The organism is Winogradskyella sp., from assembly GCF_965228925.1.
Taxonomy (GTDB): Bacteria; Bacteroidota; Bacteroidia; order Flavobacteriales; family Flavobacteriaceae; genus Winogradskyella.
Genome location: NZ_OZ245845.1, coordinates 2,139,713 through 2,155,450 on the forward strand (window position 1 = coordinate 2,139,713; position 15,738 = coordinate 2,155,450).

The window sequence follows — 15,738 nt, forward strand, 5'->3', positions numbered from 1 at the left end:
CCATGGTTAAAAATTATTTCAAAATCGCCTGGAGAAATCTATTGAAGCACAAGATGGTTTCATTATTGAATATTTTGGGACTTTCTACTGGGCTTGCCTGTGCCTTCTTGATTACGCTTTGGATAATGGATGAAACTCAGGTAAACGGTTTTCATCAAAACGATGAGCGCTTATTTCAAATCCTAAATAACATTCCGCTTGCCGATGAGATAGAGACAAGCGAGCATACTCCAGGAATGCTAGCGAATTCTTTGATGCAAGACATACCAGAAGTGGCATATGCAACTGCCGTTATACCTGCTTCTTGGTTCGATAGTGGCGATGGTATCATTTCTATAGATGACAAGCAATTTAAAGGTCAGGGACAATTTGTAGATGAAAACTATTTTAATGTGTTTTCTTGGAAAATTCTTGAAGGACAAAAGGATAAGCCAATTTCAGATAAGCAAAGTGTTATGATTTCAAGGGAGTTGGCCACCAAGCTTTTTGATACAAAAACATCTATCATTGGGGAAACCATTACTTGGTCACATGACTCATTCAGTGGTGTTTATACGATTTCGGGTGTTTTTGAAAAACCACCTAAGAATTCGACCATTCAATTCGATCTATTATTCAACTATGATCTATTCGAAACGAAATATCTAAAAAATCTTGAAAACTGGGGGAACGCTGACCCATACACTTATGTGCTACTCAAAGAAAATACCAATCCCAAAACATTTGACGCCCAAATCAAAAATTTAATAGCCAAAAAACTTGGGGCAACCACTAATATTAAAAAAGCTAATATTCCTACATTGTTTTCCCAAAAGGTTTCCGATAGGTACCTCTACAATCAATTTGAAAATGGAAAACAAGCTGGTGGTAGAATGTCTTATGTAAAACTATTTGGTCTTATCGGGCTATTCCTCATTATCATCGCTTCTATAAATTTCATGAACTTGTCAACAGCAATCTCTACGAAACGAGTTAAAGAGATCGGTGTTAAGAAAGTCGTTGGGGCAAACAGGTCGGATATTTTTTGGCAGTTTATGATAGAATCTATCTTAACGGCTTTAGTATCATTGGTTATAGCCTTGTTTGTGGTTATTTTGGTCATTCCAGAATTCAATGCAATAACGGGTAAGGCTATTGAGTTGCAGTGGTCTTTTAACCTGTTTTTTATAGTTCTTGCCATAACACTAGGAACCGGACTACTGGCTGGTAGTTACCCAGCACAATATTTATCTGGTTTTATGCCCATTAAAGTATTGAACAGTGTACTCAAGTCTTCAAAAAGTGAAATTGGGATTAGGAAAGGTTTGGTCGTTTTTCAATTTTCTCTATCTATAATTCTTATAGTGTCAGTAATAATTGTTTACAATCAGATTGAATTTTCACAGTCCAAAAATTTAGGTTATACCAAAGAGAATATCATTTCCTTTAAAAAAGAAGGTCGTTTAAACGAAGAACACCAGCCCTTGATCAACGAGCTTAAACAGATTCTTGGTGTTAGGGCCGTTTCTACTTTTGCACATGATTTTGTAGGTGATCATGGCGGTACAACAGGCGTACGCTGGGAGGGTAAGATACCTGGGCAAGAAATCAGATTTGAGAATTTTGAAGTGGATTACGGTCTCATTGAGCTCTTGGATATCAAATTATTAGAAGGGCGCTTATTTTCTGAAGAATTTAGTACTGACGAAGCAGATGATAACATCATTTTTAACAAGACCGCCATAGAACTTATGGGGCTAGAAAATCCAATTGGTAAAACCGTTAACCTATGGGGCAAAGAACGAAATATCGTAGGTGTTGTAGAAGACTTTCATTTTGAATCACTTTATGAAGAAATTGGTCCATGCATGATACGATATGATGGCTATGGACAGAACATTTTGGTAAAAGTTAATGGAGATAAAAGAACGCTTGATCAAATTAAAACCACCTACAAAAGCTATATGGGTGGTCTTGAACTCGACTTTACGTTTTTGGATGAAGATTACCAAAAATTGTATGATGCCGAAAAAAGGGTGTCCATTTTAGCCAAATACTTTTCTGGCTTGGCCATCTTAATTTCCTGTTTAGGCATATTTGGCTTGTCCGCCTTCACTGTTGAGCGTCGGAGAAAAGAAATTGGTATTCGCAAAGTATTAGGGCAAAAAACCACACAAGCCATCGTTATGCTATCTGGCGAGTTTTCGAAACTGGTTGTCATCGCTATACTTATTGGTCTGCCCTTAGCATATATATTGGTAAACAATTGGCTTTCTGACTTTGCCTATCGCATTCCTTTGAAGGTCTGGTATTTTGGGGGAGCTGGACTTTTAGCCTTATTAATCACACTGCTTACGGTGAGCTTCCATTCCGTAAAAGCAGCCACTGCGAACCCCGTTAAATCCTTAAGAATGGAGTAGTAATAGTTCATCCATAAAACGAATAGTCATGATTAAAAATTATTTCAAAATTGCCCTAAGGAACTTAAAAAAGAATAGGCTCTACACGACGATTAATATTTTTGGTTTGTCTATTGGTTTGGCGGCTTGTTTGTTAATATTACTCTATATATCTAGTGAGTTGACCTATGATTCGTTTCATAAAAAATCAAATCATATCGTCCGAGCTACTATGGAGTATAAACTCTCCAATGAGATAAATTATGCAGCGGTAACAGGCACTAAAGTTGGGCCAGAACTGACTAGGAGACTACCAAGTGTTGAAGATTATGTAAGAACTTATATCAGTAGCGGAACTATAAAATATGAGAACAAATCTTTTACAGAAAATCGTATCCTGTTTGCAGATCCATCACTTTTCAACATATTTTCCTTTGAGCTAGTCCAGGGGGACGCTGTTGATGTCTTGGATGCTTCAAACAAAATTGTTCTTACTGAATCAATGGCAAAGAAGTACTTTGGTTCAACAGACCCTATAAATCAAGTTATCAATGCTTTTGGTAGAGATTTGATAGTCTCTGGTATCTGCAAAAATCCTCCTAAGAATTCACAAATAAAATTTGATTTCGTCACTCAATTTTTAAACCTCAATAATAATGTTAAGCGCGAACAATGGTGGTCTGCCAATTGGATTACGTACTTATTGCTTAATGATTCTGCCGAAATCGTCAATGTAGAGCAGCAGATTAACGCATATATGTCTACAGACTTGGTAAAAAAAGAAGCGAGATTGGATGAAGGAGATTACCTAAAATATAATCTAGAGCCACTTTTAGATGTACACTTAAAGTCGGACTTGGCAGGTTTTGAGCCCAATGGGAGCTTGACATACATTTATGTATTTGTATTAATTACGATACTCATATTAATGATTGCCATTGCCAATTATACCAATTTGGCTACAGCACAATCAACGACACGAAGTGCTGAAATTGGTGTAAGAAAAGTGATGGGCGCTAGTAAAAAGCAGGTGTTTTTTCAGTTCATTAGCGAAGCGACTACTGTTACTGTAATTTCCACAATTATAGCTTTGGGCGTCAGTGTTTTATGCGTTCCCTATTTCAATGACATAACTGGGCAATCGTTCTCAAGAATGGAGCTCATTCAGCCGCTTCCGCTGTCTATGTTACTCATATTCAGTGTGGTGGTGAGTGCTCTAGCAGGTTTATATCCTGCCCTGATACTCTCTAATTCTAAAGTTATCTCAATTTTAAAACAAGGATTCAGATCAACAGGCGGAAACGGTTTGCTAAAAAAATCGTTAATCGTAGGCCAGTTTGCCATATCCGTGTTCCTTATCATTTTTACCTTAATCATAATTCAACAAATGAATTATGTACAGAGCAAAGATTTGGGTTATGATAAAGACCATGTTGTAGTAATGCCTATTCGAGGTCATATGCTAAATAATTTTGGTTCAATTAAGGAGGCTTTCGAACAAGTTAATGGCGTAAAATCTGTGACGGCGTCTTATGAAACGCCCGAATTTGTAGAATGGTCAGATGGTATTAATGCCGTGGATGAAAATGGAGAACACGACATTTCTGTGAGTGCCATGCCAGTAGATTTGGATTTTGTAAAGACCATGGGTATGGAATTGGTGGCTGGCCGTGATTTTATCACCTCGGATTTTGCTTTGATGGACACCATTAATACTGATAACAGAGATTACAGAGAACCTTATTTAATTAATGAGACTTTGGCAAAGCGTTTAGGGTGGTCGCCAGAGGAAGCCATAGGGCGAACAATTTCAAAACGTGTTGATGGCCCTATTTTAGGTGTGGTAAAAGATTTTCATTTTAGCAGCTTACACGATCCTATCGGACCATTACTTATGTTCTTGGGTCGCAACTATTCCAGAAATTATATGGTCAGAATCTCAGGTACGGATGTAAAAAACACTTTGGCAGGTCTTGAAAGTACCTGGTCAGCGCGCATTTCTGATCAACCGTTTGATTATCACTTTTTAGATCAAGATTATGACGCGCTATACGAATCAGAAGAACGGAGCTCCCTTCTTTTTAGTGTCGCGGCAGGGTTGTCAGTCTTGCTAGCTTGTTTAGGACTTTTTGGTCTAGTGGCATTTAGTATTGTGCAGCGTACTAAAGAAATTGGTATACGAAAGGTCTTAGGAGCTAATTTGGGTAATATTATGATGCTTGTGAGCAAGAATTTTTTAATTCTAGTGGCCATAGCAGTGGTAATCGCTTCTCCATTTGCGTATTGGGCTGCCAAAAATTGGCTTCAGGATTTTACCTATAGAATCGAACCACAACTGCAAATTTTTGTTATTGCAGGATTAGTTACGCTAGTAGTTACCATGATTACTATTAGCTACCATTCCTTAAAAGCAGCTACTGCAAACCCAGTAGAATCTTTGAGGACAGAATAATCATCAATAATCTGTACTGAACAAGTTTCGGTATCAAAAAACGAATAGTCATGATTAAAAATTATTTCAAAATAGCATGGAGAAATATCATGAATAACAAGGTATTTTCTCTAATCAATATAGTTAGCCTAACTATTGGGCTGAGTGCTTCATTAGTAATTGGTTTAATGATTTACTATAACTATACCTACGATAATTTTCATACGGATGGCGATAGAATCTATAGAATAGTTACAGAATCCAAACGACCCGATGGCAGACTTAGTTACAACTCAGGTGTTACCACGGCTTTAAAAGATGCCATTATTCAAAATTCGAATTTCGAAACGGTAAGCGACTTTCACATCTTTAATGCTGCTAAAATCGAAAATAGAGATGCTAATCTCGAGTTTAGAAATCCCGAATTTATAATATTTACTAATAGTCAGTATTTTGACTTGTTCGATTATGAATTTTTGGCAGGGAATGAGCAAGACATTTTATCAAATCCCAATGAGGTCATACTTTCAGAGGAAAGGGCTTCGCTTTACTTTCCGAATGCGAAACCATCCGAGATTATTGGGAAATCTTTGACCTATAACGATTCAATTAATACGGTAGTAACAGGTGTGGTTAAAGGTTTTAAATCACACTCAGATATCGTATTTCAAGAATTTGTGTCATTAGGTACGGCATTGCAAACTAATATGCGCAATAACTTAGTTTATAAGAGTTGGCATCTAACAAATTGGACGTCACAATTATTTGTTAAGCTTAATGGTTTGGCAGATGTAAAAGATGTTGAAAAATATATAGAGGATGTTGCATTTCAAAATCAAAATGAAGCGTCCGTAAAGAAAGGTTATAGCCGTACTTTTAGACTACAACCCTTAAATGATCTCCATTTCAATCCCAATTATGCTATTTATGATATAGAGAGCTCTCGAGCCAGCAAGTCAATGTTAAAGAATTTGGCACTTGTTGCTATTTTTCTGCTTATTCTGGGCTGCGCCAATTTTATCAATCTTAATACTGCTCATGCTTCAAATAGAGCTAAAGAAATTGGTATTAGAAAAACTTTGGGTGGTTCAAAACGTCAGTTGATAAAGCAGTTTATGGGAGAGACATTTTTGTTGACCTTATGTTCTACTTTGATTTCACTAGTTGCTGTCTATTGGTTAGTCCATGTGTTTTCGAATTTCATGCCCAAAGGATTAAGTTTTGGACTTCTTAAAGATCCAATTATTCTGTTGTCAATAGTAATTGGTATTGCTCTAGTTACATTTTTGTCCGGTTTTTATCCCGCAATAGTTTTATCTCGTTTTAATACGATCAAAGTGTTAAAGAACCAAGTTGAAGTGGATGATAAAAAGTTTCCTATGCGAAAATTTTTGACAGTTTTTCAGTTCACAATTGCTCAAGTATTTATTATCGGGACCTTGTTGTTAACCAAACAGATCAACTACTTGCTAAATAAAGATTTAGGCTTTCAAACAGAGGCCATCATTTCTTTTGGCTATCCGCAAGGTCAAGAATCTATTTCCAAGAGAATCACTTTAGGAGAACATTTACAGACACTTCCCGAAGTAAAAAAGGTAAGTTTAGGAGGTTCGCCACCAGCAGCTGTAGGCTTTAATAGTATGAGTATATTTCATATGAATGGCGCAGATGAAATTGATGTAGAAACGCAGTTCTTGTTTGGTGATACTGAGTTTTTTAAGCTTTATGAATTAGAACTTTTAGCCGGACGGGTCTATAGAAATGATACCATTAGGGAATTGGTCATCAACGATGTATTTAGGGAGCGCTTAGGTTATAAAACCCCTCAAGAAGCGATTGGGCAACATCTAAAAGTCAGTGATGAAAATGTACCCATAGTAGGTGTTATGAACAATTTTAACCAGCAATCCTTAAAATCTGATATAAAACCACTGGCATTAGTAGGTGATTGGAACCGATCTAGCTATACACAATTTTATCGAATGCATGTCGCATTGCAACGTAACGATGCCAATAACTGGATGACTACAATCGATAAAATTAAGAACATCTATCAGTCTACATACCCTGGAGCAGAGTTTAGCCCTAAGTTTTTCGATGAAACCATCAATACCTTTTACGAAAAAGAAATTCGAATGTCAAAACTTCTGAATTGGGCTACGGGATTATCGATACTCATCAGTTGTTTGGGACTATTGGGTCTCGTTACATATACCACTAATAGAAGAATAAAGGAGATCGGTGTTCGAAAGGTTTTAGGAGCTACGGTACTCCAAATTAATACACTTTTATGTAAGGAATTTGTCATTCTCGTAGGGATAGCCTTTTTAGTTGCCGTACCCATTGCGTATTATGGAGTTTATGAATGGCTTCAGGACTTTGCCTTTAGAACATCTATCAGTTTTTGGGTGTTTTTATTAGGCGGCTTAGCAATGATTGTTTTTGCATTGGCTGTGATAAGTGTTAAAACCGTAAGGGCGGCTACGGCAAATCCGGTAAATTCTTTAAGAACAGAATAATCAGTATCAAAAAATCGAATAGTCATGATTAAAAATTATTTCAAAATAGCTTTAAGAAATCTCTGGAAGAACAAAATCTTTACGTCGCTGAATGTTATCGGGCTTACCATTGCCTTTGGCGTTGCTATATTATTGGCTATGTACGCCGTATATGAACTTTCTTATGATCGCTTTCATGAACATGGTGATCATCTGTATATGGTATACTCAGAAGATAGTACGCCAAATGGTATAGAGGCCAATACTACGAAGTCCGAACCTTTTGCTGCGGCACTAAGGGATGAAACTACAGGAGTTGAAAAAATAACGCGCTACAGCGGCGGTGGTTTATTATTGAGCTATAAAGACAAGCAACTCCGCATGAGTAGTGCTTATGTGGACCCTGATTTCTTTGATATGTTCAGCTTTCCCATTATTGAAGGCGATGTAGAGAATCCCATTACTTCCGAATCGTCTATTGCTATAACAGAATTTGCGGCAAAGCGAATATTTGGCGATGACAATGCTATTGGGCAAACGGTTACCATTCTAAGAGACGAACAAGAAGTACCGTTTACAGTGAATGCCATAATAGAGGATTTTCCTGAAACAAGTTCCAAAGGTTTTGATATTGTACTAAACTTTAAAAGCCAAGGTTACCATGCTTATGAGCGAACCATAGGTCGTTGGGATGTCGAGAATCATGAAGTCTATATGCAACTTTCTAAAGGTATCACATCAGTTCAGTTCGAAAAAAGTACTACTGATTTCACAAAACTTCATTATCAAGAAGAAATTGATAACGCTAAGCGGGACGGTGCTCAACCTAATAAGGAAGGGGTCTATAGACAAATAAAGCTATTGCCATTTGCAGATTTGAAATTTGCTAATTTTAATCAAGGACCGGTAACTGTAAATCGCACTATGCCCTATTTAGTTTTAGGTATCGCGGCCTTAATTTTGTTTATCGCTTGTGTGAATTTTGTTAATATGAGCATTGCTAAAAGTGGTCAAAGACTGCGAGAAATTGGAATGCGTAAGACCTTAGGAGCAAATAAGAGACAATTGTTCTTTCAATTCTGGGGCGAAAGTATCTTAGTATTTGTAATGTCCACAGGTTTCGGAATTTTAGTAGCTAAGCTTTTGTTGCCACAATTTCAGCTATTATTTAAGACAAGAGCCACGTTCGAAGCGTTCCTAGATCCCGCTTTAATAAGTGTACTCATAGGCACTGTTATTGGTATTACGTTAATAGCGGGAGGCTATCCTGCCGTATTGATGAGTCGTCTCAAAACATTACAAAGTCTCAAGGGGAAACTCAATAATAGCGGAAAAAACCACTTGCGTAATGGTTTAATCGTACTGCAGTTTAGTATTGCCATACTGCTTATAAGTGGAACACTTGTACTGAGGGACCAAGTGGACTATATGCGTACCAAGGACTTGGGTTTCAATAAAGATCAGGTGATTGCTTTTCCACTTAATGGTAAACGCAACGATCAACAGGCTATGCAATTGCTTAGAGATGCTTTGGAAGATAAAACCAATATTTTGAGTGTGTCCGCTTCCAACAATATTTTGGGACTTGGTAAGGATGGTTCCCGTTCCACTAGTGTTCTGGGATTTGAACATCAAGGACGTGGTGTAGAAACTCATATGCTTGTTGTTGATGCAGATTATGTTGAAACCTTGGATTTAAAGCTTGTTAAAGGTCGGTCTTTTAGAAAACACTTGGCAAGTGACAGTTTATCGGTGATTATTAATGAGTCCATGGCTAGGCAACTGAATGAGGAGGACATATTGAATTCAAAGTTAAATATTGATGAAAAGGCATTTTCAATTGTAGGTGTGGTCAAGGATTTTAATTTTCAGGAACTAGACCGCCATGTTGCACCAATGTCACTTTTTGCCTTGCCTAACTGGAATTTGCGAAACGTTTATGTAAAAGTTGCACCTCAAGATTTGGAGCAATCTTACCTTAATGTTAAAGCGGCTTGGGCAGCAATTGAACCAAACGCAGAATTTCAAGGCTCATTTTTAAATGAAAATATAGAAAGAACATTACGCAACGAACGAAATATGATTACCATGATAGGAAGTGGTTCTATTTTGGCCATTGCCCTAAGCTGTATTGGTTTGTTTGCGATGTCATTACTTATTGTTGCCCAACGCCGAAAGGAAATAGGCATTCGTAAAATTGTTGGGGCAAGTGTTTCTGGCATTACTATTCTCTTAACTAAGGACTTTTTCAAACTAGTGGCTGTTGCTTTTTTTATAGCGACACCAATAGCTTGGATGATTATGAGCAAATGGTTACAAAATTATGCCTACCGCACAGATCTCAATATTTTAATTTTTCTCGCGGCTGGCGGCATTGCATTGGTCATAGCGGCGCTAACGATTGCAGGAAAAACAATTAAGGCCGCCACAGCGAATCCTGTAAAATCATTGCGAGCCGAATGATTAAAACCAATGAAAATGTCAACGTATAATTTAAAATAGCGATGAGAAGATTTAATAACAGTTCCAATAGAACGATAAGCAATGAAGTTATCACCCGATGTGATAGCCCATCGTGTTAGCTGAGGAAACAACCAGTGCGTTTGATGCTATGACAAATCCCATGAATACGCTTAAAACAGAATACATCAATTAAAAAACAAATAATTATGATTTTCACACATTTAAAAATAGGGTTTAGAAATATTCTAAAACATAGAGGGTTTTTAGCCTTAAATGCAGGAGGATTAGTTATAGGGCTAACGGCGGTATTACTCATAAGCTTATGGGTATATAGTGAGTTAAGTTTTAATAAATCATTTAAAAATTACGATAATATCGCCGCTGTAATGCAAAATATTACTGAAGGCGAAGCGATTAGAACCTATTCGGGGCAACCGATGCAATTAGCTCCTGTATTGAGAGATGCCTATGGAAATCATTTTAAATATGTTGCAACAAGTACAAGAGATAATACATTTGATATTGATTATAATGAGCAAGTACTATCCATTAGAGGAAGATTTGCCGAACCGGACTTGCCTCGGCTTCTGGACATGACTATGGTAGCGGGTGATAGAAATGCCCTAGAAGATATGTCATCGGTTTTAATATCTAAAAGTACAGCTGAAAATTTATTTGGCTCAGAAAACCCTATAGGAAAAGCGTTTGATTTTAGCCCTAAAATGAAGGTTAAAGTGGCTGGAGTTTATGAGGATTTATCTCATAACTCAAGTTTTGCTGACACAGGGTTTATGGCCTCTTTTGACTTATTGAAAACTACCCAAGGCTATGAAGAACGATTGGGATGGGGGAATTTTTGGTTTCTAGTGTATGCACAATTGCAAGATGGGCGTTCACTGCAGGAAGTAGCTTCACTTATCAAGGATGTTAGGAATGATAATTATGTTGAAAGCACAAGAGACGCTGCGCTATTTTTACATCCCATGTCTAAATGGCATTTGTATTCTGAATTTGAAAATGGAGTTAATGTCGGTGGAGATATTACTGGTGTTGCAGTTTTTGGTATTATCGGTTTATTTATACTCTTTTTGGCTTGTATTAATTTCATGAATTTAAGTACAGCAAATGCACTAAAAAGAGGTAAAGAGGTAGGCGTTAGAAAGACCTTAGGTTCTTCAAGAAAGCAATTAGTCTTTCAGTTTTTTACAGAGTCGTTTGTAATTATCTTCTTTTCATTTTGTATCGCTTTGGGATTGACCTACATCGTATTACCTCAATTTAACATCATAACGCTTAAAGCGCTCACAATTCCCTTTGATGATCTTTCATTCTGGGGCATTAGTGCATTGATAATAGTCGTTACGGCCATTTTGAGTAGCTTATATCCCTCAATATATATATCAGGATTTAAACCCGTTAAAGTTTTAAGAGGTTTAATAAGTGGTAATAAAAGTGCTGTGGCCGTAAGAAAAACACTTATAGTTACTCAATTTGTTATTTCTGGAGTCCTCATCATAGCTACATTAACGGTTATGGGTCAAATTAATCATGCCAAAAATAGACCTATTGGATTTAATAAAGATTTACTAGTAAGTGTTCCGATTAATACGAATAAAGTACGCCAAAGCTTTGATCTTATCAAAAGGGAACTCGAAGAATCACCACATATTAGTCAAGTGACAGCATCTGATGTCACCATAACTAGTACAACGACAACAAATGGTGGTTTTGAATGGAGAGGAAAAGATCCTAGCCTAGAAGAAGAATTTCATACGATTCGCGCAACTGATGGTTTCGGTGAAATGATAGAATGGGAAATTATACAAGGTAGAGATTTCTCAAGGCAATTCGCTAGTGATTCTTTAGCATTTATAGTTAATGAAACTGCTGTAAGCTATATGGGCCTTGAAAATCCTATAGGTGAATATGTCGATTGGGGAAATGACAAAACTTATGAAATTATTGGGGTAGTAAAAGATATGGTAGGTTTATCGCCTTTTGATGCTATTGTACCTACAATATACATATGGCATCAAGGTGATTTTTTAGCATATGTCAACATTAAGATAGCCTCCGGAGATAACGCGGTACAAGGTGCCCTTGCTAAAATGGAAACGGTGTTTCAAAAACATAACCCAGAGAATTTGTTCTACTACAGATTTATGGATGATGAATACCAACGCAATTTTGATGCCGAAAAACGCGTTGCAAAACTTATCGGGTTATTTGCATTGGTTGCTATTTTTATAAGTTGTTTGGGGGTATTAGGCTTATCTACTTATATGGCAATACAACGAAAAAAGGAAATCGGTATTCGAAAAGTCTTAGGTGCCTCGGTACAATCGATATGGCAATTGTTGTCTAAGCAGTTTATGGTATTGGTGGTTATTTCTTTAATCATTGCCATCCCTATAGGTTATTTGCTTTCATCATTATGGTTAGAAGAATATAGCTATCGCATCAATGTTAGTTTCGGAATTATAGCATCAGCAGGAGTTATTGTATTAGGTATTGCACTACTTACTGTAAGTTTTCAAGTCATTAAAGCCGCTATGGCAAATCCCGTAAATAGTTTGCGAACCGAATAATTAATAACAAATTTTAAATCAATTAATTATGAAAATATCATCCATCTTAATTCTATTAGTAATTCTTAATAGCCTTTCTATTCATTCTCAAGAATTTGATTATTCGTTCAAAGAAGCATTTAAAACATCGGAGCCAGTAAAACTGAACATTGCCTCTAGTGATAGTAACATTGAAGTTGTATCTCATGACAAGAATGTCGTTGAAGTATACTTTGTTGTAAAAAAAGGAAAAAAATTACTCGATATTAATAAATCGCAATTATATGACGCCATAAAGGGACAATCTCAACTAAATATTGAGAACTCAACCTCTCAATTAAACATTGAATTAAAGAACATTGCAAAGGGCTATCTCAATCATAAAAACGCTATACTTATAGATTTTATAGTTCGTGTTCCAAAGCAAACTAGCGCTCATCTTCAGTCTTCTGATGGAAGCATTTTATTGCAAGGATTAATAGCAAATCAGAGTTGTTTCACAAGTGATGGAGGTATTGAGTTGATTGACTTAAATGGAGATATTACGGCTAAAACTTCGGATGGACCCATTATAGCAACCAACATAATTGGAGATTTGACAGCTATAACTTCAGATGGCAATATAAAACTAAAAGATGTAGATGGCGGGGGAAAGGCTATCACTTCAGATGGGGATATTTATTTAAGTAATGTCAATGGAAACATTTATTGTAAAGCTAAAGAGGGTGAGGTTGTTAGAGTCAACGATTAGAATGAAAGATCTCCAATGACATTGAGGGCACACCAATCGTTTTTCGAGTGTGCGATTACGAACAACAAGTGTATCAAAACCGAACACTTTTGTTTTTGAATGTAAATAGTAAAGTGTTGGTTTCTAAGTGTTTGTATTTTTGGCATAATCTTACTATTACTAATAGTAAATACAATACGTGATGATTAAAAATTATTTCAAAATAGCATGGAGAAACATTATGAAGCACAAAGTGTTTTCTTTTATTAATGTTATTGGTTTGACTATTGGTTTAAGCGCTTCTTTTGTCATCGGTTTAATGATTTATTACGATTATACCTTTGATAATTTTCATAAAGACGGTGATCGTATTTACAGGGTAGTTACAGATTTCTCTAGCCCAGAAGGCCAATTTTATAATCCAGGAGTTACGACCGCATTAGAAGAAGCGATTAAAGGCAATGCAAATTTTGAAATCGTCAATGGGTTTTATATGGAGCGGCCTTTCAAAGTTGAAAACAGGGTCGATAATGTAGAACAAAAATGGCCAAGTTTTGTCATTTTTGCTAATCAGGATTACTTCGAGATGTTTCAATATAAGGTCTTAGCGGGAAACATTGATAAGGCCTTGTCAAATCCAAACGAAGTTGTACTCACAGAGAATAGGGCCAAGGACTACTTCCCTAATTTAGAACCTTCTCAGATTGTAGGCCGAACCTTGGTCTACAACGATTCATTAAATGTCAAGGTAACTGGAATAGTCGAAAACTTTAAAGACAGAACGGATTTTGTGTTTGAAGAGTTTGTATCACATCCAACATTACTTCAAACCCGCATGAGGAGCACTTTGCTAGAGAATAACTGGAATAGTACCAACTCAAGTTCACAGTTATATGTTAAGGTGAAGGAAAATGCGAACTTTGATCAGATTCGAAAGGATCTTGATGCTCTTGCAGAGGCCAATACGGATGAAGAAACCAAAAGATATGGACAGAAGAGACAATTCACGCTACAACCACTGAGGGATATACATTTTAATGATAAGTATGGGGTTTATGATTGGCAACGTGGAATGGCCAGCAAAGCGCTATTGAGAAATTTAGCTTTGGTAGCTATTTTTCTATTAATTCTGGGTTGCATTAATTTTATTAATCTTAACACGGCACAGGCGACACAGCGCGCTAAGGAAATAGGTATACGAAAAACCCTAGGAAGTTCTCGCAGACAACTTATTTGGCAATTTATGGGCGAAACTTTTATGCTCGTGCTACTTTCTGCCATACTTTCAATTGCACTTACGAATTGGCTTATTAAAGTGTTTTCGGATTTTGTACCTTCGGATTTAGAGTTCCAGCTTTTAGGTGCGCCAATGATTCTATTCGGAATTGCAATGTTGCTGGTATTGGTCACTTTTTTATCTGGGTTCTATCCCGCATTAGTCCTTTCAAAGTTTAATACGGTCTCAGTATTAAAAAATCACTTGGGAGCGGGTGATAAGAAGGTAGGGTTGAGAAAGTTCTTAACGGTCTTTCAGTTTACCATTGCGCAAATATTTATAATAGGAACCCTTTTGGTCGGTAAGCAAATCAACTATTTATTAAGTAAGGATATGGGCTTTAAAACGGAGGCCGTTGTTTCTGTTTTCAGTCCAAGATCGGAGAGTGAACTCTCAAAGAAGGAACTATACGCTCAGAAGTTAAAAGCCATTCCGAAAATTAAAAGTTTGAGCCTTGGGGGTATGCCTCCTGCATCGTTTAGTACAAATACATCAACGACGACAGTAAATAATGGTCAAAGTGAGGTACAGTCCGACTTACAATTCATTTTTGGTGATACGCAATATCTGGACCTTTTCGAGTTGGAATTGCTCGCCGGACGTTTGTTCAGAAATGATACTATCCAAGAGCTTGTCATAAATGAAGCGGCTCAAAAAGTCTATGGTTTTGAGACACCAGAAGAGGCCCTAAATGCCCTTGTGGATTTTGGAGACAGAAAAGTACCCATCGTCGGCGTTATGGCAGATTTTCATCAGCGTTCTTTAAAATCGGATATTAGACCTATGGCTTTGGTAGGGGATTGGTATAGGCCCAGTTTTAGTAGATTCCAAGCCGTGCATATTGCATTTCAAAATACCGATGCGGCAGACTTAAAAACAACGCTATCAAAAATAGAGGAGGCTTATAAAACAGTGTATACCGAAGTTGATGATTACCGTATTGAGTTTATGGACGAGACCATAGCCAAATTCTACAATCGCGAAAAGAAGATTTCAAAATTACTAAACTGGGCTACTGGACTATCTATTTTAATAAGCTGTTTAGGATTGTTAGGCTTGGTGATTTACACCACAAATAGACGCGTAAAAGAAATTGGAGTGCGTAAGGTATTAGGGGCCACATTATTGCAAATAAATACATTGTTATGCAAAGAGTTCTTAATACTCGTTGCGGTAGCATTTGTTATTGCTGCACCCATTGCATGGTATGGCATTAATACTTGGCTACAGGATTTTGCCTATAAAACGACTATGAGTTTTTGGGTCTTTTTGGTGGGTGGCTTAGCAATGATTGTTTTTGCGCTTGTTGTCATTAGCATTAAGACCTTAAAGGCAGCCAGTGTTAATCCGGTAAACTCCCTAAGATCAGAGTAGCATGCATTAAAATTAGTGAAG

General features: G+C 36.9%; 7 protein-coding genes. All 7 read left to right on the forward strand.

Features of this window, described 5'->3' with window-relative positions; all coding sequences use genetic code 11:
* Nucleotides 1-2: 2 nt before the first annotated feature.
* The 7 genes from ACO052_RS08705 (at nt 3) to ACO052_RS08735 (ending at nt 15,717) form a co-directional block, all read left to right on the forward strand.
* Nucleotides 3-2,399 (forward strand): ABC transporter permease, encoded by a 2,397-nt coding sequence (locus ACO052_RS08705; RefSeq protein WP_422107623.1) that lies wholly within the window; start codon nt 3-5, stop codon nt 2,397-2,399.
* A gap of 28 nt (nt 2,400-2,427) precedes the next feature.
* A complete protein-coding gene (locus ACO052_RS08710; RefSeq protein WP_422107624.1) occupies nt 2,428-4,830 on the forward strand; it encodes an ABC transporter permease in 2,403 nt (800 codons plus the stop codon).
* Between the two features lie 50 nt (nt 4,831-4,880).
* Nucleotides 4,881-7,328, forward strand: a complete 2,448-nt coding sequence (locus tag ACO052_RS08715) for an ABC transporter permease (RefSeq protein WP_422107625.1) — start codon at nt 4,881-4,883, stop codon at nt 7,326-7,328.
* Between the two features lie 24 nt (nt 7,329-7,352).
* Nucleotides 7,353-9,770 carry an ABC transporter permease gene (locus ACO052_RS08720; RefSeq protein WP_422107626.1) on the forward strand — a complete coding sequence of 806 codons (2,418 nt, stop codon included), beginning with the start codon at nt 7,353-7,355 and terminating at the stop codon, nt 9,768-9,770.
* Between the two features lie 206 nt (nt 9,771-9,976).
* A complete protein-coding gene (locus ACO052_RS08725; RefSeq protein ID WP_422107627.1) occupies nt 9,977-12,358 on the forward strand; it encodes an ABC transporter permease in 2,382 nt (793 codons plus the stop codon).
* Between the two features lie 28 nt (nt 12,359-12,386).
* Complete coding sequence (locus ACO052_RS08730; RefSeq protein WP_422107628.1) at nt 12,387-13,088, forward strand: hypothetical protein; 702 nt, start codon at nt 12,387-12,389, stop codon at nt 13,086-13,088.
* 181 nt (nt 13,089-13,269) lie between these two features.
* Nucleotides 13,270-15,717 carry an FtsX-like permease family protein gene (locus tag ACO052_RS08735; RefSeq protein ID WP_422107629.1) on the forward strand — a complete coding sequence of 816 codons (2,448 nt, stop codon included), beginning with the start codon at nt 13,270-13,272 and terminating at the stop codon, nt 15,715-15,717.
* The last annotated feature ends 21 nt before the right edge of the window (nt 15,718-15,738 follow it).